At 62.2% G+C, this 19,652-nt stretch carries 17 protein-coding genes and 1 riboswitch; of the genes, 8 read left to right on the plus strand and 9 right to left on the minus strand.

Going from position 1 to position 19,652, the window contains the following annotated elements:
* Nucleotides 1–79: 79 nt before the first annotated feature.
* A complete protein-coding gene (locus tag M0D65_RS23010) occupies nt 80–643 on the plus strand; it encodes a peroxiredoxin (RefSeq protein WP_266254720.1) in 564 nt (187 codons plus the stop codon).
* 74 nt (nt 644–717) lie between these two features.
* Entirely contained in the window at nt 718–1,185 is a 468-nt protein-coding gene (locus M0D65_RS23015) for a hypothetical protein (protein WP_266254721.1), read from the plus strand.
* Between the two features lie 4 nt (nt 1,186–1,189).
* Here M0D65_RS23015 and M0D65_RS23020 read toward each other — a convergent pair whose 3' ends face one another.
* The 5 genes from M0D65_RS23020 to crcB all read right to left on the minus strand — a co-directional run bounded on the left by M0D65_RS23020 (nt 1,190) and on the right by crcB (nt 11,153).
* Nucleotides 1,190–4,495, minus strand: coding sequence for an efflux RND transporter permease subunit (locus tag M0D65_RS23020; RefSeq protein ID WP_266254722.1), 3,306 nt, complete (start codon nt 4,493–4,495; stop codon nt 1,190–1,192).
* Nucleotides 4,496–4,574: 79 nt separating this feature from the next.
* Nucleotides 4,575–7,706 (minus strand): MdtB/MuxB family multidrug efflux RND transporter permease subunit, encoded by a 3,132-nt coding sequence (locus tag M0D65_RS23025; RefSeq protein WP_266254723.1) that lies wholly within the window; start codon nt 7,704–7,706, stop codon nt 4,575–4,577.
* A gap of 19 nt (nt 7,707–7,725) precedes the next feature.
* Nucleotides 7,726–9,120, minus strand: a complete 1,395-nt coding sequence (locus tag M0D65_RS23030) for an MdtA/MuxA family multidrug efflux RND transporter periplasmic adaptor subunit (RefSeq protein ID WP_266254724.1) — start codon at nt 9,118–9,120, stop codon at nt 7,726–7,728.
* Between the two features lie 364 nt (nt 9,121–9,484).
* Complete coding sequence (locus M0D65_RS23035; RefSeq protein WP_091018832.1) at nt 9,485–10,321, minus strand: IclR family transcriptional regulator; 837 nt, start codon at nt 10,319–10,321, stop codon at nt 9,485–9,487.
* Nucleotides 10,322–10,772: 451 nt separating this feature from the next.
* Complete coding sequence (crcB, locus tag M0D65_RS23040; RefSeq protein ID WP_091018830.1) at nt 10,773–11,153, minus strand: fluoride efflux transporter CrcB; 381 nt, start codon at nt 11,151–11,153, stop codon at nt 10,773–10,775.
* Nucleotides 11,154–11,232: 79 nt separating this feature from the next.
* A riboswitch (Fluoride riboswitch) is annotated at nt 11,233–11,294 on the minus strand.
* Between the two features lie 196 nt (nt 11,295–11,490).
* On the opposite strand from crcB, the gene M0D65_RS23045 reads away from it, so the two are divergent.
* Nucleotides 11,491–13,143, plus strand: coding sequence for an ATP-binding protein (locus tag M0D65_RS23045; RefSeq protein ID WP_091018827.1), 1,653 nt, complete (start codon nt 11,491–11,493; stop codon nt 13,141–13,143).
* Between the two features lie 22 nt (nt 13,144–13,165).
* Here M0D65_RS23045 and M0D65_RS23050 read toward each other — a convergent pair whose 3' ends face one another.
* Nucleotides 13,166–13,747 (minus strand): DJ-1/PfpI family protein, encoded by a 582-nt coding sequence (locus M0D65_RS23050; protein WP_266254725.1) that lies wholly within the window; start codon nt 13,745–13,747, stop codon nt 13,166–13,168.
* A 236-nt stretch (nt 13,748–13,983) separates the two neighbouring features.
* Here M0D65_RS23050 and M0D65_RS23055 point away from each other — a divergent pair, with 236 nt between their 5' ends.
* From M0D65_RS23055 to M0D65_RS23070, 4 genes are all read left to right on the plus strand, one after another.
* Nucleotides 13,984–14,430 (plus strand): hypothetical protein, encoded by a 447-nt coding sequence (locus tag M0D65_RS23055; protein ID WP_266254726.1) that lies wholly within the window; start codon nt 13,984–13,986, stop codon nt 14,428–14,430.
* A gap of 76 nt (nt 14,431–14,506) precedes the next feature.
* Nucleotides 14,507–14,962 carry an Rrf2 family transcriptional regulator gene (locus tag M0D65_RS23060; protein ID WP_266254727.1) on the plus strand — a complete coding sequence of 152 codons (456 nt, stop codon included), beginning with the start codon at nt 14,507–14,509 and terminating at the stop codon, nt 14,960–14,962.
* 123 nt (nt 14,963–15,085) lie between these two features.
* Nucleotides 15,086–15,733 carry an NAD(P)-dependent oxidoreductase gene (locus M0D65_RS23065; RefSeq protein WP_266254728.1) on the plus strand — a complete coding sequence of 216 codons (648 nt, stop codon included), beginning with the start codon at nt 15,086–15,088 and terminating at the stop codon, nt 15,731–15,733.
* A 207-nt stretch (nt 15,734–15,940) separates the two neighbouring features.
* A complete protein-coding gene (locus M0D65_RS23070) occupies nt 15,941–16,300 on the plus strand; it encodes a hypothetical protein (RefSeq protein WP_266254729.1) in 360 nt (119 codons plus the stop codon).
* A 13-nt stretch (nt 16,301–16,313) separates the two neighbouring features.
* Here M0D65_RS23070 and M0D65_RS23075 read toward each other — a convergent pair whose 3' ends face one another.
* Nucleotides 16,314–16,943: a cysteine dioxygenase family protein gene (locus M0D65_RS23075; RefSeq protein ID WP_266254730.1), complete on the minus strand. Its 630-nt coding sequence runs from the start codon at nt 16,941–16,943 to the stop codon at nt 16,314–16,316.
* Nucleotides 16,944–17,073: 130 nt separating this feature from the next.
* Here M0D65_RS23075 and M0D65_RS23080 point away from each other — a divergent pair, with 130 nt between their 5' ends.
* Complete coding sequence (locus tag M0D65_RS23080) at nt 17,074–17,541, plus strand: Lrp/AsnC family transcriptional regulator (RefSeq protein WP_091018815.1); 468 nt, start codon at nt 17,074–17,076, stop codon at nt 17,539–17,541.
* Nucleotides 17,542–17,595: 54 nt separating this feature from the next.
* On the opposite strand, the gene M0D65_RS23085 is transcribed toward M0D65_RS23080, so the two are convergent.
* Both M0D65_RS23085 and M0D65_RS23090 read right to left on the minus strand, forming a co-directional pair.
* The gene (locus M0D65_RS23085; RefSeq protein ID WP_266254731.1) at nt 17,596–18,018 is read right to left on the minus strand and encodes an NUDIX domain-containing protein; all 423 of its coding nucleotides are present in this window, start codon (nt 18,016–18,018) and stop codon (nt 17,596–17,598) included.
* A gap of 60 nt (nt 18,019–18,078) precedes the next feature.
* The gene (locus tag M0D65_RS23090) at nt 18,079–19,647 is read right to left on the minus strand and encodes a M56 family metallopeptidase (protein WP_266254732.1); all 1,569 of its coding nucleotides are present in this window, start codon (nt 19,645–19,647) and stop codon (nt 18,079–18,081) included.
* Nucleotides 19,648–19,652: the final 5 nt, after the last annotated feature.

The raw sequence follows: 19,652 nt of genomic DNA on the forward strand, positions 1-19,652 counted from the left end.
GCGCGACGATCCGGCCTGAAGGCAGGGTAGCGCGCGCTGCAGCATGCCCATGACTGACATTCACGAGCGAGGTGACGACATGAAGCGAAAAGGGTGGCCGGCAGTGGCTGCAGGTCTGATATGCGCGGGGCTTGCCCTGCATTCGATGGTCGCGTCGGCGACGCTCAAACCCGGCGATCAGGCGCCCGATTTCACTACCCAGGCTTCGCTGGGCGGCAAGACCTACACGTACGCACTGGCCGACGCGCTGAAGAAGGGTCCGGTGGTGCTGTACTTCTATCCGGCCGCATTCACGAAAGGCTGCACGATCGAGGCACACGAGTTTGCCGAAGCTGTCGATGAATACAAGCAGTACGGCGCGACGGTGATCGGCGTGTCGCATGACAACATCGATACGCTGACGAAGTTCTCGGTCAGCGAGTGCCGCAGCAAGTTCCCGGTCGCCGCCGATGAAGACTCGAAGGTCATCAATGCCTACGACGCCGGCATGCCGATGCACGCCGCGATGGCGAACCGCGTGTCGTATGTGATCGCACCCGACGGCAAGATTCTCTACGAGTACACAAGCCTGTCGCCCGACAAGCACGTGGAGAACACGCTGAACGCCGTCAAGGCGTGGGCGGCCGCGCACAAGCAGCAGTAATCGCGTGATGTAGTCCGTTTCGCGGCACGTGGGCGAAGCGCCTGCGTGCCTTCAGTTTCCCGATGGTGGTCCGCATGCCGATTCTGATTGTCCTGATCGTATTGATCGCGCTGATTTACGGCGCGGTGTGGTCGTTCGAGAAGCTCGCCGTGCTGTACGGCTACGGTGTCGCGATCGGCGTGGCTGTGGTCGCGGCGGCGCTGCTGATTGCGGCGATCGCCTGGTGGTGGCGACGTCGACGCGACGTTGCACCGAACATTCGCGACGGCGACTGGACTCACGAGTTGAAGGGCGGTTGGGGCGAGGTGCGGCTTGCCGCGGGCAAGCGGTTGTGCAACCTGCAGGTGGACGGCGTGCAAGGTGCCTACATCTTTGCCGACCTCGAAAACGCGACTGCGCAACGCGATGCGCAGCGCGGCTGGCAGGTCGAACTCAAGGTCAAGGATGCGAAGCGCCCAGTGTGGTCGCTGCCGGTCGGTGACGAGTGGCACGCGAAGCAGTGGGCGCGGATTTTTATGCTGGCGATCCAGCAGAAGCTTTGAGCCGTTACGCCGATTGCGCGGCGCGTCGCGCACCGCGGTTCTCCCACCGCACGCGAATCCGGTCCATGTAGAGATACACGACCGGCGTCGTATAGAGCGTCAGCAACTGGCTCACGATCAATCCACCGACAATCGAAATCCCCAGCGGTGCGCGCAACTCCGCGCCTTCGCCGTGTCCGAACGCAAGCGGCAGGGCACCGAGCAGCGCGGCGCAGGTCGTCATCATGATCGGCCGGAAGCGCAGCAGACACGCCTCGCGGATCGCGTCGCGCGACGACAGGCCGTGTCGTGACGCTTCGATCGCAAAGTCGACCATCATGATCGCGTTCTTCTTGACGATACCGATCAGCAGGATCACGCCGATCAACGCGATGATGCTGAACTCGGTCTTGAAGAGCAGCAGCGCGAGCAGTGCGCCGACCCCCGCCGACGGCAACGTCGACAGGATCGTCAGCGGATGGATGTAGCTCTCGTACAGCACGCCGAGCACGATATACACCGCCGCGAGCGCGGCGAGGATCAGGATCGGCTGGTCCGACATCGATTGCTGGAACGCCTGCGCGGTGCCCTGGAAGCTGCCGTGAATCGTCGCGGGCATACCGATCTGCGCCATCGTGTCGTAGATGGCCTGGGTTGCATCCGACAGCGACTTGCCCGGCGGCAGATTGAACGAGATCGTCGAGGCGACAAACTGGCTCTGGTGGTTCACGGCAAGCGGCGTATTGCCGGGACCGAAGCTCGCGATTGCCGATAGCGGAATCATCGTTTCCTTCGACGTCGACACCGCCGCCCCCGACGAAGCACTCGATTTACCACTCGCCGCAATCGAGTTGATCGCCTGGTTGCGCGCGGAGTCTGCGGCGATGCTGGCGGCACTCGTCGCGGTTGTGCCGCCGGTGCCGCCAATCGCGGTGCGAGTCGTGCCAGTGGTGGGTCCGATTACCGTGCCCGCCGCCGCGTTGGTCGTTTGCGCGCCGCTCGCGCTGCCACCCGACGTGCTGATCCAGATCTGGTTGAGCATGTCGGGGCTCTGCCAGTACTTCGGCGCGACTTCCATCACGACGTGATACTGGTTTAGCGGGTTGTAGATCGTCGACACCTGGCGCTGACCGAACGCGTCATAGAGCGTGTTGTCTATCTGCGCCGGCTTGATGCCGAGCCGCGCGGCGGTCGAGCGATCGATCGTCACCATCGATTCAAGCCCGCCTTGCTGCTGGTCGGAGTTCACGTCCGCGAGTTCGGGGCGGCTCTGCAGTGCTTCGGTGAGGAGCGGCCCCCACTTGTAGAGATCTTCGGTGGTGTCGGAGAGCAGCGTGAACTGATACTGCGCATTCGATTGCCGGCCGCCCACGCGAATGTCCTGCACCGCCTGCAGGAAGGTGCGCGCACCGGCCACGTCGGAGAGCGGTACGCGCAGTTGCGCGATCACTTCATCGGCGGAGAGCTTGCGTTTGCTCTCCGGCTTGAGGACGACGAACATGAAGCCCGAGTTGGTCTGCCGGCCGCCGGTGAAACCGACCACACTGTCGACAGCCGGGTTCTTTTGCACGATCGACATCATCTCTGAGAACTTGATCTTCATCGCCTGGAACGATGTGCTCTGGTCGGCCTGAATGCCGCCGATCAACCGCCCGGTATCTTGCTGCGGGAAGAACCCCTTCGGCACGATCACATATAGCGCGATGTTCAGCAGGATTGTCACGAGCAGGATGAACAGGATCAGCAGCGGATGGCGCAGCGACCAGTTGAGCGTGCGTTCGTAGCCGTGCTGCATGCGCATGAAGCCGCGTTCCAGCCACTGGCCGAAGCGGCCTTCTTTCTGCTGGTCGCGTGGTTCGCGCAGTAGCCGCGAGCACATCATCGGCGTGAGCGTCAGCGACACGATCAGCGACACGCCGATTGCAAGCGACAGCGTCAGAGCGAATTCGCGAAACAGCCGTCCGACGATCCCGCCCATCAGCAGAATGGGCAGGAACACGGCGACGAGCGAGACGCTGATCGACAGCACCGTGAAGCCGACTTCACGCGCGCCGAGAAACGCGGCCTTCATACGCGGCACACCGTTCTCGATGTGCCGCGAGATATTTTCGAGCACGACGATCGCATCGTCGACGACGAAGCCGGTCGCGATGGTCAACGCCATCAGCGACAGGTTGTCGATCGAGAAGCCGAGCAGATACATTGCCGCAAACGTGCCGATGATCGAGATCGGCACGGCGACGCTCGGAATCAGCGTGGCGCGCCAGTTGCGCAGGAACAGGAACACGACCATCACGACGAGCGCGACCGCGATGATCAGCGTGCGCTCGGTGTCCCTGAGCGATGCGCGGATCGTGGTGGAGCGGTCGGCGGTGGGAAGTACCTCGACGTCGGCCGGCAGTGATGCCTTCAGCTGCGGCAGCATCGCAATGACGCGATCGATCGTCTCGATGATGTTCGCGCCCGGCTGGCGATACAGGATGACGAGCACCGAACGCTTGCCGTTCGTGAGGCCGAGGTTGCGCAGGTCTTCCACAGAATCGACCACTTCCGAGACGTCCGACAGCTTCACCGCGGCACCATTGCGATAGGCAATGACGAGGTCCTTGTACTGGATAGCCTTCGACGCCTGGTCGTTGGTATAGATCTGCACGCGGTTCGGCCCGAACTCGATCGAACCCTTCGGGCTGTTCGCGTTCGCCGATGCGAGCGCGGCGCGCACATCCTCTAGGCCGATGCCGTAGTGAAACAGCGCCTGCGGTTCGAGTTCAACACGCACGGCCGGACTCGCCGAACCGGCGACGTCGACTTCGCCGATCCCATCCACCTGCGAGAGCGACTGCTGCAGCACGGTGGCCGCGGAGTCGTACAGTTGGCCGGCCGGCAGCGTGTTAGAAGTCAGCGCGAGAATCAGGATCGGCGCATCGGCCGGGTTCACCTTGTGATACGTCGGGTTACTGCGCAGGCTCGCAGGCAAGTCGGCACGTGCCGCGTTGATGGCTGCCTGAACATCGCGCGCGGCACCGTCGATGTCGCGGTTCAAACCGAACTGCAACGTAATGCGCGCGCTGCCGACCGAACTGCTCGACGTCATTTCGGTGACATCGGCGATTGAGCCGAGATGTCGCTCGAGCGGACTCGCGACGCTGGTGGCGACAGTCTCCGGGCTCGCACCCGGCAGGCTCGCCTGTACGGAGATGGTCGGGAAATCGACCTGCGGCAGCGGGGCGACCGGTAACTTGACGAACGCGAACATGCCGGCGAGCGCGATGCCGATCGCCAGCAGCGTGGTGGCGACCGGGCGCTGGATGAACGGGCGCGAGAGGTTCAAGACGCCTCCTGGCGGGCGGCCTCAAGCACGGCCGCCGCGCTCGACGCACGATGCAGGCGGGGAGCGTAGTCGACGCGCATCATGCTTCAGTTCCCGCATCGGCGGCAGGGGGCGGCGTTTCGTTACCGCCGCCGAATCGCGCACGTGCACGGCGCGCCAGCGAATCGAAGCCGAGATAGATCACCGGTGTCGTGAACAGCGTCAGCAACTGGCTCACGATCAGGCCGCCCGCAATCGCGATGCCGAGCGGATGGCGCAGTTCGGACCCGGCGCCGGTGCCGAGCATCAGCGGCAACGCGCCCAGCAGGGCTGCCATTGTCGTCATCAGGATCGGCCGGAAGCGCAGCAGACACGCCTGGTAGATTGCTTCGCGCGGCGGTTTGCCCTGTTCGCGTTCGGCTTCGAGCGCGAAGTCGATCATCATGATCGCGTTCTTCTTCACGATACCGATCAGCAGCACGATCCCGATGATGCCGATGATGTCGAGGTCATGCCCCGAGACGAGCAGCGCAAGCAGCGCGCCGACACCCGCCGACGGCAGCGTGGACAGGATGGTAATCGGATGAATAAAGCTTTCGTACAGCACGCCGAGCACGATATACATCGTGACGATCGCCGCGAGGATCAGGAACAGTTCGTTCGACAGCGAAGCCTGGAACGCGAGCGCGGCACCCTGGAAGCGCGTCTGGAACGAGGCGGGCAGGCCGACCTCTTTCTCCGCCTGCTGGATCGCCTTCACCGCCGCGCCGAGCGATGCACCCGGTGCGAGATTGAACGACACCGTAGTAGCGGGGAACTGGCTCAGGTGCGTGACGAGCAGCGGCGACGGCCGTTCATGGAAACTCGCAATCGATGCGAGCGGCACCTGGCCACCGGTCGACGTGGACGAGGGCAGGTAGATCGCGTTCAACGACTCGGTGTAGTGCTGGATGCTTGGCTGCGCTTCGAGGATCACGCGGTACTGGTTCGACTGCGTGAAAATCGTCGAGATGATGCGCTGGCCGAATGCGTCGTAGAGCGCGTTATCGACGGTGGCGGGTGTGATGCCGTAGCGCGACGCAGTGGCGCGGTCGATCTCGATGTAGACCGACTGGCCGCTGCTTTGCAGGTCGGTGGCGACGTCGGCGAGTTCGGGCGCTTGCTGCAGACGGTCTACGAGCTTCGGCACCCAGGTCGAGAACTCTTCGATATTCGGTGACGTCAGGATGAACTGATACTGCGTCGGGCTGACCGTCGAGTCGATCGTCAGATCCTGCACCGGTTGCATGTACAACGTAGCACCGGGGATGTGCGCGACTTCGTGCTGCAGATGGCGGATCACGTCGCTGGCGGTGTTGCTGCGGTCATCGCGCGGCTTCAGGTTGATCAGCATCCGGCCGCTGTTCAGCGTGATGTTGCTGCCGTCCACACCGATGAACGACGTGAGGCTGTCGACATCCGGATTCTTCAGGATCGCGGCGGCGAGTTCCTGCTGGCGCTCGGCCATCGATGCATACGACACCGACTGCGGCGCCTGCGTGATCGCCTGGATTACGCCGGTGTCCTGCACCGGAAAGAAGCCCTTCGGAATGAAGATGTACAGCAACGCGGTGAACACCAGCGTGAGCAGCGCAACGACCAGCGTAGAGCGCTGCCGGTCGAGCACCCACGTGAGTGCGACGGCGTAGCGGCCGATCACGTAGTCGATGAACGCGTGCGCCTTGGCTTCGAAGCGATGGCTTTCTTTCGGCGGCGTGTGGCGTAGTAGCTTTGCGCACATCATCGGCACGAGCGTCAAAGACACGACGGCCGAAATCACGATCGTTACCGCAAGCGTGATCGCGAACTCATGAAACAACCGGCCGACCACGTCGCCCATGAACAGCAGCGGAATCAGCACGGCGATCAGCGACACCGTCAACGAAATGATCGTGAAGCCGATCTGCTTCGAACCCTTCAGTGCCGCTTCGAGCGGCGCCTCGCCTTCCTCGACGTAGCGCGCGATGTTCTCGATCATCACGATCGCGTCGTCGACGACGAAGCCAGTGGCGATCGTCAGCGCCATCAGTGAGAGGTTGTCGAGCGAGAGTCCGCACAGGTACATCACGGCGAGCGTGCCGATCAGCGACAGCGGCACCGACAGACTCGGGATGATCGTCGCGTAGACATTCGCGAGGAACAGGTACATCACCAGCACGACCAGCACGACCGAGGTCAGCAGTTCGAACTGCACGTCGCGTACCGACGCGCGGATCGTCGTGGTGCGGTCGGTGACGATGCGCACGTTGAGCGCCGCGGGCAGCGACTCCTGCAGTTGCGGCAACAGCGCCTTGATGCTGTCGACCACCTGAATCACGTTCGCGCCCGGTTGACGCTGCACGTTCAGGATGATCGCCGGTGTGTTGTCGACCCACGCGCCGAGCTTGGTGTTCTCCGCACCGGCGACGATCGTCGCGACGTCGGTCAGCATCACCGCGCGGCCGTTCTTGTAGGCGATGACGGCAGACTTGTACGCGTCGGCGTCGGTCAACTGATCGTTTGCGTTGATCGTGTAGGCGCGCGTCGGGCCGTCGAAATTACCCTTCGGCGTGTTGACGTTGAGGTTCGAGATTGTCGTGCGCAGATCGTCGAGATTCAGGCCATACGCGGCAAGTGCGCGCGGGTTCGCCTGAATCCGCACGGCGGGCCGTTGCCCGCCCGACAGACTGACGAGCCCGACGCCCGCGACCTGCGAAATCTTCTGCGCGAGCCGTGTGTCGGCGAGATCCTGCACCTGCGTGAGCGGCATCGTCTGCGAGGTGATCGCGAGCGTGATGATCGGCGCGTCGGCCGGATTGACCTTCGCGTAGATCGGCGGCGCGGGCAGATCGGACGGCAGCAGGTTGCCGGCCGCGTTGATCGCGGCCTGCACTTCCTGCTCGGCGATATCGAGCGGCAGATCGAGACTGAACTGCAACGTGATGATCGACGAACCCGCCGAGCTTTGCGACGACATCTGGTTCAGCGACGGCATCTGCCCGAACTGCCGTTCGAGCGGCGCAGTCACCGACGATGTCATGACGTCCGGGCTCGCGCCCGGATAGAAGGTCTGTACCTGGATGGTCGGATAGTCGACCTCGGGCAGCGCCGACAGCGGCAGAAAGCGCAGTGCGACGAGCCCCACCAGCATGATTGCCGCCATCAGCAGCGCGGTGCCGACGGGGCGCAGGATAAAGGCGCGGGAGGGATTCATGCGGGATTGGCCGTGCCTTTTATTCGGAGTCTTGTGCTGGATGTCTGCGGTGGCGACGCGCGCCGGATGCCGCCGCTGCACCGGAGGCCCAGCCATGTGCGCCATGTGCACCCGATGCTCCCGATGCACCGCGTGGCCGGTCTGCGGGAATCGTGATCTTCGCGCCTTCTTTCAGGCGATCCGAACCGTCGATCACCACACGCTCGCCGGGCTGCAGGCCGGACTGGATGCTGGTGCGTTCGCCGTCGACGGGACCGACCTTGACCTGACGCACGGTCACCGTGTTGTCCGGTTTCACGACGTAGACGAACTGGCCCATCGAACCATTCAGCACCGCCGACGTCGGCACGATCGTCGCATTGCGGATCACATCGACGAGCAGCCGCGTGTTGACGAACTGATTCGGGAACAGCGTGTTGTGATCGTTGGCGAAGCTCGCGCGCAGCTTCAGCGTGCCGGTCGTGGTGTCGATCTGGTTGTCGATGGTTTCGAGGTAGCCGCCTTCCAGCGACGTCGTGTTGCTGCGGTCATAGGCGGTCACCGACATCTTCGTGCCGGCCGCCAGTTGTTTCATGATCGCGGGCAGGTTGTCTTCCGAGGTCGTGAAGATCACGCTGATCGGCTGCAACTGCGTGATCACGACGATGCCGTTGGTGTCGCCTGGCGTCACGTAGTTGCCCGGATCGACCTGGCGCAAACCGACGCGGCCCGACACGGGCGCAGTGATGCGCGCATAGATCAGGTCGAGCTTGTAGGTATCGATATTGGCCTGGTCGGATTTGACCGTGCCTTCGTACTGCTTGACGAGCGAAGCCTGGGTATCGACCTGCTGGCTCGCGATCGAATCCTGCGCGAGCAGCGTCTGATAGCGCTTCAGATCGAGACGGGCGGTAGCGAGCAGCGCCTGATCGCGGGCGAGCGTGCCCTGGGCGTTGTCGAGCGAAATCTGATACGGCCGCGGATCGATCTGCGCGAGCAGATCGTCCTTCTTCACCATCTGACCTTCCTTGAACGCGACGGTCTGCAGCGTGCCGGACAACTGCGTGCGAACGGTAACGTTCGCGAGCGGCGTAACCGTGCCGAGCGCGGTCAGCACGACCGGCATCTCGCCTTGCGTCGTGGTTGCGACGTGCACCGGCTGCGGCATCGCACCGCCTGGACCGGCACCCGCACCGCGCCCGCCGTGACGTCCACCACCGCCTGCCTCGGTCGGTGCGCCCGCACCGGACGGTCCACCCCACGGATGCCAGCGGAACAGCACAAGAGCCGCGACTGCCAGCACGACAACGATCAACCCGATGTTCCGGGCACGATGCGATTTGCCGATGGCGGGCGTACCCGATGCGCCGTGTGCCGGACGGACCGGGTCGGGCTGGCGCGGTTTGTCTTCTGGATGCTGTTGTTGTTCGTCCATCGGTTCTCGTTGACTGATGTGGAATGGTGCGGGATGCGATGTGTCGGCGGAACGTGTCGCGGCGGGCAGGTTGGGCGCGACGGTCGGTGCCGCGGGCCAGTTTTAGCGCGATGCTACGCGAGACGCACGAAAAAAGGTAAGCCCGGCGATATCAGGATGTAAGCGGACCGGAATGCAGCCTTTCGTAGCTCGCGATGCCGGAAGCGGCCACCGGCTTCGCCCATGCAGCGGCGACTGCGCGGGCGCCCGCGCGCACGCAAAACCATGATGCTACGTCGGGCCCTTTGCTCCAGTCCAGCCGGGTATTTTTCGGTTGATTACGCGCAGTAAGGGTACTCGCGCGGATGTCGGTGCTTTCGTACGGCTAGTCGTCGAGCCGCTGACCCGGCGAGCCGCCGATCTCCTGCACGATCCTGGCAATACAGGCGAGCAGCGCGGGCGCGGCCCGCGAAATCAGCCAGTCGCGTGGACACTGGTGCGCCGAGCCGCCGCAATTGACGGCGTACCGTTCACCGGACGGTCCGATAAAGCCCGCGGCGATCGCGTTGAGCCCGTCGTACCACTCGCCGGTCGCAATCGCGAAGCCCTGCGTCGCGGTTTCCTGCAGCGCGCTTTCCAGGCGGTTGCTCAGATAGCCCCAGTCGTCGCCGGAGGCGGCCTGCAAACCGGTCAGCAATTTTTCCCGTTCGACGTCGTTCAATGCGGCGAGATAGGCGCGTCCGACCGCGGTGCGGCACAAGTCCATCCGCGAACCGATTTCGAGCCGCGAGACGAGTACCGCCGACCTCGGCCGGATCGCATCGATCACGACCATATCGAGCCGGTCGCGCACCGCGAGATGCACCGACAGCGAGGTACGTTCGGCGAGTTCGATCAGGAAGGGCCGCGAGCGCGCGCGGATGTCGAAATTGCGCAGGAAGCCGTTACTCAGTTCAAGTACCGACGATGTGAGCACGAAGCGTTCGCTGTCGGGCAGGCGGAACAGGAAGCCCGCACTGACAAGCGTGGCGGTGATGCGGGAGACGGTTGGCTTCGGAATGCCGGTCTGCTCGGTGAGCTCGCGGTTGCTGAGGGGTGCATCGGCGGCAGCAATACGCCGTAATACAGTCAGGCCGCGTGCGAGCGCCGTAACCTCGTCGCCGGAACCGTCTTTGTCTTTGACGGGGTCGGCGCGGCGGGAGGGCGTCGGAAGCTGGTTCATGTCGTTTTATGGAACTTTATTTCAGTTTAGCCACTCTGGACGCATCTGCCGTTCTACCGGACAGACGCGGGCGATCCCCTTGTGTCGGCGGTTCGAGGCCTTTTTTTATGACGAATTATTGTATAGGGCTTTAAAAGAAGTACCTGGCGAACCACATCAGATTTTTCTTGACTTAGTCAGCATAACCATAAAAAATGGAACCCTATTTCGAAAGCGGCCTTTGTATGCCGTGTCTCTTAGCTGGACTTGAAGCCATTATGCGGTTTCCCGGCCAGCCCAATACTTCTGGCAGTATCCCCGGCCAGCGGTTCCAGCGCTTTCGGATCCCCTCTCTCAGGTTCTAGCACGGCCCTCGGAATGGCTAGAACTTTTCAAGGCGTCACGGTCACGTGGCGCCTTTTTTTTGGCTGCGATTTTTACCGACGAAAAGCATGCATTTTGCATGCCTGTCTCAGCGGGTCGCCAGCGCGACTGTGCCAATGCCGAGCACGGTCATCGCCAGCGAGGCGCAGACGTGAATCGCGATTTCGCCCGCCGCCCAGCCGAGCCGCCCTTCCTGCAGGCGCTGGACCACTTCGGCGGAGAAGGTCGAGAAGGTGGACAGGCCGCCCATTAACCCCGTGATGATAAAGAGCCGCCATTCGGGCGCGACGCCGGGGTTGCGAGCGAAGTACGCGACGGCGACGCCGATCACGTAGCCGGCGATCACATTGGACGCGAGGGTGCCGAGCGGCAGGGCGGGGAATACTGCGTTCAGACGGATACCGAGGAGCCAGCGCAGCAGCGAACCGGCAGCACCGCCGATGCCGACGGCGAGAATGGACAGATACATGAGCAGGAGAAGGGCCTGGAAGCCGAAAAGTCGACAGGCCGGACTGCAAACGACATGATGCCGCGTCCGCAGTGATCCGGGCTAGGCAGGCATCATCAGCCACGAGGGCGGTTAACGGAGAATGCCATCTCCGGCGGGGAAGTCTATCACTGGCGGGGATTTGCCGGTATATGCGGACCGCGGGGCGCCCCTCGATACAAAAATATGCAGCACGCACGAGCTGCGCGCCGGACGGTGGGCAGGTGCGTTGCGCGGCTTTGTCATCCGGCGAAAACGTCGACATAATGTGCCGTCCCGCGTGCGCCGCACGCCGGGACCCACGACTTTCCTCGCGCGCATGAGACTGACGACCAAAGGGCTGTTGCTGATCGCGATTCCTGCTGTGTTCGAACTGGCGTTGCTGTCCGGGCTCGTGAAGGCGCAGGCCGACGCCGAAGAGGCCGAACGCTGGGCGACGCACAGTCAGGAAGTGCTGCGCCAGACCACGTCGATTCTGGAGCCGGTGCTACTCGAGTCGCTGCGGCTGCGCGGCGCGGTGATCGGCGGCGACGCGAATATCTCGACGCCGATCGTGCTGTGGATGGACATCGATCGCCGGATCGACCAGCTCGTCGAACTCGTTGCCGACAATCCGACCCAGGTCGAGCGCGCGGGGCAGATTCGCCAGGCGGTGCAGGCGTATCGCCAGTGGTCCGACCGCGTGCAGGATCTGATGCAGTCGGGGCGTCGCCAGGATGTACTCGAGCGTTTCCGCGAGCAGGCCACCACCGATGTGCTCGACCGCTTTCGCGGCCAGGTCTCGGCGTTCCAGGGCGAGGAACGCCGGCTCGACTCGCTGCGCGCGTCGGCTGCCGAAGAAGCCCATGCGCAGCAGCAGACGTTGATCGTCACCGCCGTCATCGGTTCGATCCTGTTCGTCGCGCTGGCTATCTGGCTCTTCACGCGCGGCGTCAGCGGCCGGCTTGTTTTGCTGTCCGCGAACGCGGGGCGGCTCGCCGGCAGCGAACCGCTGGCGCCGGCCGCGCCTGGCAGCGACGAAATCGCTAACCTCGATCTGACCTTGCACGACACGAGCCGGCGTCTGCTCGAAGCAGAACGCCTGCAGGCGCGTTTCCAGTCCGACCTCGCGCGCCGTGCCGACGAACTCGCGCGCATCAATGAAACGCTGCGTCAGCAGACGCAGGAAAACGAGATGTTTATCTACAGCGTGTCGCACGATCTGCGTGCGCCGCTCGTTAATCTGCAGGGTTTTTCGAAAGAGCTGATTCACGCGTGCGAGGATTTGCGTACTGCGATCCGCCAGTCGTCGCTGGTTTCCGCGGACCGTCAGCGCATCGAACGGCTGATCGAAGACGATATCGGCGAAGCACTGCATTATCTGCAGACTGCGGTGCTGCGCGCCTCGCACATCATCGATGCGTTGCTGCGCCTGTCGCGCGTCGGCCGGGTCGAGTACCGGCAGCAACAGGTATACCTCGGCGATCTCGTACAGCGTGTGGTCGATGCAATGCAGGTGTCGATCAGGGCGCGGCGCGCGAATGTCGTCGTGCATGATTTGCCGCCTGTGTGGGGCGACCCGACCGCGCTCGAGCAGGTGTTCGCGAATCTGATCGGCAACGCGATCAACTATCTCGACCCGTCGCGCGAAGGTCTCGTTGAGATCGGCACGACGCCGGCACCGCCGGGTGTGCACTCGTTGCGCATCTTCTACGTGAGGGACAACGGGCTGGGTATCCCGGAGGTCGCGCTGCCGCGGCTCTTCAACGCGTTCCAGCGGTTGCATGTGAATGTCGCGACAGGCGAGGGCATCGGCCTCGCGCTGGTGCGCCGCGTAGTCGAGCGGCACGGCGGCCGGGTGTGGGCGGAATCGTCGGAAGGGGCCGGTACGACGTTTTATCTGTCGTTGCCGGAAGCGGCCGGCAGGCTTGCGCGCGAAACGGCCGCGCTGTCCTACGCCGAGGAGCAGGAATTGCGGTTCAGCACCCGCTGAACCGCGGTGGCGCCTCGCTGCCTCAAAGCTCGATGCGCGTACCCAACAGCACGAGGAACTGCCGCAGCCATTCCGGATGCGCAGGCCACGCGGGTGCGGTGACGAAGTTCGCGTCGGTGATCGCTGCATCGACGGGGATATCGGCGTAGTCGCCGCCCGCGAGCTTCACCTCCGGCGCACACGCCGGGTACGCGGAAATGCGGCGACCGCGAATTACATCGGCGGCGGCCAGCAACTGTGCCGCATGACAGACCGCCGCGATCGGTTTTTTCGCTTCGGCAAACTGCCGCACGATATCGAGCACTTTCTGATTTAGCCGCAGATATTCCGGCGCGCGGCCGCCGGCAATCGCGAGTGCGTCGTACTGCGTCGGGTCGACGTCGTCGAACGTTGCGTTGAGCGTGAATTGATGTCCGGGCTTTTCCGTGTAGGTCTGATCGCCCTCGAAGTCGTGGATAGCCGTCTTGATGCGCTCGCCGGCATGTTTGCCGGGACAGACTGCGTCGACGATGTGGCCCACTGCCTGTAGTGCCTGGAACGGCACCATCGTTTCGTAATCCTCGGCGAAATCGCCGGTCAGGAACAGAATCTTCTTCGCTGCCATCGCATGCCTCCGGTTGAAGAGGAAATTCGTCGAACCTTGAGGCAGTCTACTCCTGCGAGTTTGACAGTACGGCGACGGTGGGCCGCATGACCGTGTGTGGCTTTTACCCGCATTTGCAGGTCGTGCTTGGCCGCCCCGGACGGCCCCGGTTGCTCCGAATCGGGGCCCCCGAACGCGCGGGCGTATGATGGCTGCGTTTCCGTGTCTAAAGCCGCTCGCAGCGGCTCCTTCTCGCAATGATCCAGAATGCCCGTCGTTCCCTGTTCCGTTGTACTGCTGCCGCTGCTGTCTTGCTCACGACGCTGACCGCGTGCGAAAAAAACGATGCGTCCGCTCAGGCCAAACTGAATGACGTCGCACAACAGGCCGGACAGAAACTCGATCAGGCAGCGAGCTATGTCGGTCAGCAGGTCGATACTGCACGTGCCAGTGCGCAGCAAAGCCTCGACGCCGCATCGAAGCCGTCGATCACCTTCGATTCGTCCATACTCGCGTCCGGCGCGCAGGCCAACTTGCAGAGCGCGGCGAGTATGGCTCAGGGCGCGCTCGGTCGAGCGGCGGGTTTGACCGGCGCGGGCCTCCAAACGGCGGGGCGCAGGTTGCAGGAATGGTCGAGCCAGTCAGCGGCTTCTTCGACGTCGGCAAGCGATGCCAGCGATGCGCAGAAGCAGATGGACAAGTAGTCCTTCGCTGCGCGTTTTTGACAGAGCACATAAATGTACTTATGATGGTTACACATTGTCGTCGGGCTGGTTCGCCGTGAATACGAGTAGCCGGTTTGCTTTTGCAGTTCACATACTGGCGCTGCTGTCGTTGCAGGATGACGTACCGCTGTCGTCGGAGATGATTGCGGGAAGCGTCAATACGAATGCGGCGCTGATCCGCCGTCTGTTGACGATGCTTGCAGACGCGGGGCTCACCACGTCGCAGCTCGGAGCGGGCGGCGGGGCGCTGCTGGCGCGCGCGCCCGAAGACATTTCGCTGCTCGAGATCTATCGCGCTGTCGACGACGCACAGCTGTTCGCGTTGCATCGCGAAGCGCCGAATCCGGACTGCATGGTCGGGCGTCACATTCAGAGCGTGCTGACGGGCATCATTGATGACGCGCAGCAGGCGATGGAAATGGCGCTTGCGGCACGTACACTTGCGGACGCGACGGCCGACCTGGTTCGGGCGGAACGCTCGCGCGAGCGCAGGCGGCGAGCCGATCGATGATGCAGCGAAAGCTGCGCACGAGGTCTGACAGTAAAGAAGGACAACGGGGTGAAGCCCCGCTTTTTTTCGTTTCATATGTAATCGATGTAGTTACACATAACCGGCTTTGAAGGAGTATCGACGATGAGTAAAGCCCTGAAAATTGCGCTGTTCGGCGCCACGGGCATGATCGGTTCGCGGATCGCGCTTGAAGCGGCGCGACGTGGTCATACGGTTACGGCGCTGGCGCGCAATCCGGAGCGCGTGCCGAACGGTGTGGCGAACCTGCATGCGGCAAAGGCGGATGTGCTCGACGCCGCGAGCGTGACGGCGGCAGCGCGCGGTCAGGATGTCGTGGCAAGCGCCTATTCGCCGCCGCACGGCGATGCGGCGACGCTGGTCGTGGCGACGCGCGCGCTGATCGAAGGCGTGCGTGCGGCGGGTGTCAAGCGCCTGGTGGCGGTGGGCGGCGCGGGGTCGCTCGAAGTGGCGCCGGGCAAGCAACTTGTCGATAGCGACGGCTTTCCGGAGGTGTACAAGGCGGTGGCGCTTGCGCATCGCGATGCGCTCGGTGTCTATCGCGGCGCGACCGATCTCGACTGGACGTTCTTTTCGCCGGCCGCGGTGATTGCTCCGGGCGAGCGTACTGGTACGTATCGCACGGGGGCGGGGACGCTGATCGTCGATGCGAACGGTGACAGCAAAATTTCCGCGGAAGACTATGCGGCTGCGTTTGTCGATGAACTGGAGCAGGGGCGGTTTATTCGTCAGATTGCTACGGTGGCTTATTAAGTTTTTGCGCGTTGGCTGGACTACTGTGAACGTCGATGGCGGCCATGCGGGCGCCATCGAACAATTGAACGTTCACATCATCGTGAACATAGGGCTGGTCGATACTGCTGATCCCGCTGGTAGACTTGCACCGCGCGACCCTATTCCGTTCTCGTTCCCTTTGCTTTATGCCGAGGGGTTCCCAGGTTTTCACGCGAGATTGCCGACATGCAGCCGAGCCTGACCGCCATACTGCCCTGCAATGATCTTGATCGCACCGAGGCGTTTTTCGCGCGGCTAGGGTTCAGGCGCGAGAAGGGCAGTTCCGACGACTACCGCATGCTCGTCGACGGCTTCGGTGGGCAAATCCATCTTAATCCGGCTGTCGAAGGGTGGCTGGTGCCGGGACGCAATCCGTTCGGGCTCTACCTCTACCGCGAAGATGTCGACGAGCTCGCCGCTGTGTTTCGTGACGAAATCCTCGGAGACGGCGATCCGCGCGACGAGCCTTGGGGCATGTACGAGTTCGCCTTGAGCGCACCTGACGACGTGTTGGTTAGAGTCGGATGGCCGACGCGCCTTCGCTAGTCGAAGCGCCGGTTCAGGCCGTTATGAATTGCGGCACGGCAGTTGTTGGCGTCGCATGTGAATCGTCGACCCGCACGATGTCATTCACATGTGTAGCGACCTGGGCGCCCGCTACGCCATAGAGATGCAGCGAAACGGCCGTACTTCCGGCAGCCGTGCCGCGAACTGCAAGATTGCCGAGCCTGTGAATGCCGCTGTGGCCTGCACGGGTGAACGAAACGGCGCCGCGTCTGCGCAACTGCGTACGCGCTTCGACTGCGCGCTGCGCGTCGACATCCCATCTATAGACGCTCTCGGTCAGCTCACCTTCGACGACCGCATATCCACACCACGTATGATGCGCGTGCACCGGGCTCGCCTGATCCGGCTGCCAGACGAGCGCGGCGATCGCATAACGGCCGAGCGGATCGGCGGCGAGCAGATGACGGCGGTATCCATTGGGGCTGCCTTCGCGTTGTGCCGGCGACAGCAGTGTCGGGCTCGCGGCGGCCTCGGCAAGTGCCGCGCGCATGCGGGTCGCGAAGGTTGCGCAGCGTGCTGGATCGCTGGGGCTGGTACACACGGCTAACGCCGAATCGAGCGCACGGGCGAGGCGGGCGATGGCCGGAGCCACGATAGATGGCGGGCAGGTAGTGTGATTCATCAAAACTTCCGCGATATATTTGATCAGTTGTTGGACACTGCTATTTATACCGACTTGTACGGAGAAAGAGGTTCCTTATAATTCCTCTAAAAACGGGATAAGTAGAATAATTTTCTATACTGGTGCACTCATGGGAATGGATATCATCGACCGCAAGCTGCTGGAACTGCTGCAGGAAGATGCGACGATGCCGGTCGCGGAACTCGCGCAACGCGTGAACCTGTCGCAGACGCCATGCTGGAAACGGGTGCAGCGTCTGAAGGAGATGGGCGTGATTCGCGCGCAGGTCGCGTTATGCGATCCGCGTAAGCTCGGAGTGGGGACGACGGTGTTCGTCGCGGTGCGGACGAACCAGCACACGGAGGAATGGGCGCGGACGTTCACGCAGGCCGTGCAGGATATTCCGGAGGTGGTGGAGGTGTACCGGATGAGCGGCGAGACCGATTACCTGCTGCGCGTCGTGGTGTCGGATATCGACGACTACGATCGGGTTTATAAGCTGCTGATTCGTGCGGTGCCGCTTTATGACGTGAGTTCTAGTTTTGCTATGGAGCAGATCAAGTATTCGACGGCGTTGCCGGTGAGGTTTTCTGTGTAGTGCATATGTGGCGTGAGACGACTGACTAGCTGCGTTTGCAATGTGCCCTCAGCGCTAGGCGCTAGATGTTTGGTCACGAAACCATTCGGCTAGCTCCGAGGGAAAGGTTTCCCGAACGGCCGGAGCGAGGCGCGCGTATGCCTGCGGCTTTTTTAGCCATGAGACCAGTTCCAGATCGTCCCCCGGGCGGGCGGCGTTCGAAACCGCGTGGCACCGAAAGTAGTTGAGCGTTACGGTCGTGTCGGCAAGACGCTGCAGATGCTCGCCCAATCTCTGCTCGATACGAACTACCAGGCCAGTTTCCTCTTGTATCTCGCGCACAAGCGCTTGTTCTAGAGCCTCGCCTTCTTCGACTCGGCCGCCGGGCAGCACCCAAAGCCCGCCGAGTCCCGCGGGGTGATAACGATCTACTTTCTTGCCAACCAGGATGTGATCGCCGTGGGTGATCAAACCCAGGACGACATTCACGTATTTCATGCTACTTCCGCTAAAGATGATCGATTCTGGACCTTAAGGCCGCTCGATCCAGAGACTTGTTTAGGGACCCGCTTGGACTAGCAGGCCATCGATAATGCCGTTATCTGCGAGATGAATACGCCAGATAGCAGATCCAGAAGCATGTGCAACCTGATAGATGTCCCAACCTTGGCTGCCGACACCCAAAAACCGGACATTTTCAATAGGACCCCAGCGCTTCATTTCTTCGGTCATGTTGGGTAGTTGCTCGCGGGCGGCGTCCTGTAAGCCAGGAGACATTTCGGAATACCTCGGATGTCCCGACTGCAGGCTCTCGATGTTCCGGCGCAACGCAGCTTCGCTCCCCGGAGTGGCAATCTGACTCTTGACCTTTGTAGCGAGAGTTGCCTCGATTCTCTCCCCCTCGACAGTAGGGATACGTGGCAGTGTCTGTTCGTGACCGTCCTGGTGAACTGTAGTGACAGTAACGTGTCCGTGATCGTCAACCACAAACCTCTGGGTTACTTTGACGGTCTTTGCAAAAAACTCCGTATCACTCATCGGAAATTTTTCAATCCATCCTTGCCCTGTACGTTGCGTCGCCAAGTGGTCGCCTTCACGTCGAACTTTCATCACAGACGTATCGCTGGCTTTGTACGTGCCGACATATCGGTCCAGAATTTCAAGGGCTACCGGCACTTGAGTATATTCAGTCGGAGCATCGTTCATGATAGGTGGACTCACTTGTGCGGCCAGCGTAGCCAGCGCGATTGACATACATCCGAGAAGTACTGCAACCAGCAATTTCCGTTTGCCGGGTTTCCGCAACATCAGTTTTAGACGTCGCTCCAAAAAAGATCTGGATTCGGACATGCCGGCTACCGATCCGATATATCTCGATTGCCTTTCTCCCACCGCGATCAGCGTTTCGCCATAAACAGCGACCTTGTGTCCGGCCTTCAGAACTCTCGCGTCGCAGTCGACCTCAATGGCACACCGGAGTCGTCGCAATTGCCACCAGAGTGGGAGGTTCCACGGCATAAGCGCGATGAGACAGAGTGCGATCGTAAGGAGCATCGGGTCGTGGGCGTCTATGTGCGACGTTTCGTGCGCGATGACGGCAGCCTGTTGCTCTGGGGGTGAATCGAGCAACCAGACCGGGAGAACAATCCGCGGACGGAGAAGACCGACAACCGCGGGGCCGACGTCGGTGGATAGATACACCGAAACGTCGCAGACAGATGCTGCAGTCCATTGCCGTTTGCGCCACTGCAAATGCGATGCGGTAATCAGCAGAACCAGAATCATCAACGTCGACGCGGCGTACCACGCGTCTTTCGCATGGAGTTGAACGTGCTGGAACGTGGATGAACCACCATCGTGATTCTCAATCCAGACTGCGGGGGATAGATGCGTGGATGTGATCTCATGCAGGGCGATCACATTCTGAGGTAGCGACGGCTTTAGCTCTGCTGGAATTTCGATTGAAACTGACGTCATAGCCGCTGGAATTACCAGCGACGTGACGATCGCGAGAAGCCAGAGCCATCTGCTGGACAATCGCCGTTGTCGTGCAGAGTGTTCGGCAATAAGCGCGGCCGCAGATATAACCGCCGATACCGACACCACATAAATCATCCACGTCAGCATCGGGA

The organism is Paraburkholderia sp. CHISQ3 (assembly GCF_030464945.1).
Lineage (GTDB): Bacteria > Pseudomonadota > Gammaproteobacteria > Burkholderiales > Burkholderiaceae > Paraburkholderia > Paraburkholderia megapolitana.

Excerpts from the sequence above, each read along its gene's own strand:
- crcB (WP_091018830.1), bottom strand. The coding sequence starts at position 11,153 with ATGTATCTGTCCATTCTCGCCGTCGGCATCGGCGGTGCTGCCGGTTCG.
- M0D65_RS23050 (WP_266254725.1), bottom strand. The coding sequence starts at position 13,747 with ATGGCAGCGAAGAAGATTCTGTTCCTGACCGGCGATTTCGCCGAGGAT.
- M0D65_RS23015 (WP_266254721.1), top strand. The coding sequence starts at position 718 with ATGCCGATTCTGATTGTCCTGATCGTATTGATCGCGCTGATTTACGGC.
- M0D65_RS23035 (WP_091018832.1), bottom strand. The coding sequence starts at position 10,321 with ATGAACCAGCTTCCGACGCCCTCCCGCCGCGCCGACCCCGTCAAAGAC.
- M0D65_RS23090 (WP_266254732.1), bottom strand. The coding sequence starts at position 19,647 with ATGCTGACGTGGATGATTTATGTGGTGTCGGTATCGGCGGTTATATCT.
- M0D65_RS23045 (WP_091018827.1), top strand. The coding sequence starts at position 11,491 with ATGAGACTGACGACCAAAGGGCTGTTGCTGATCGCGATTCCTGCTGTG.
- M0D65_RS23080 (WP_091018815.1), top strand. The coding sequence starts at position 17,074 with ATGGGAATGGATATCATCGACCGCAAGCTGCTGGAACTGCTGCAGGAA.
- M0D65_RS23030 (WP_266254724.1), bottom strand. The coding sequence starts at position 9,120 with ATGGACGAACAACAACAGCATCCAGAAGACAAACCGCGCCAGCCCGAC.
- M0D65_RS23065 (WP_266254728.1), top strand. The coding sequence starts at position 15,086 with ATGAGTAAAGCCCTGAAAATTGCGCTGTTCGGCGCCACGGGCATGATC.
- M0D65_RS23010 (WP_266254720.1), top strand. The coding sequence starts at position 80 with ATGAAGCGAAAAGGGTGGCCGGCAGTGGCTGCAGGTCTGATATGCGCG.
- M0D65_RS23070 (WP_266254729.1), top strand. The coding sequence starts at position 15,941 with ATGCAGCCGAGCCTGACCGCCATACTGCCCTGCAATGATCTTGATCGC.
- M0D65_RS23085 (WP_266254731.1), bottom strand. The coding sequence starts at position 18,018 with ATGAAATACGTGAATGTCGTCCTGGGTTTGATCACCCACGGCGATCAC.
- M0D65_RS23055 (WP_266254726.1), top strand. The coding sequence starts at position 13,984 with ATGATCCAGAATGCCCGTCGTTCCCTGTTCCGTTGTACTGCTGCCGCT.
- M0D65_RS23075 (WP_266254730.1), bottom strand. The coding sequence starts at position 16,943 with ATGAATCACACTACCTGCCCGCCATCTATCGTGGCTCCGGCCATCGCC.
- M0D65_RS23025 (WP_266254723.1), bottom strand. The coding sequence starts at position 7,706 with ATGAATCCCTCCCGCGCCTTTATCCTGCGCCCCGTCGGCACCGCGCTG.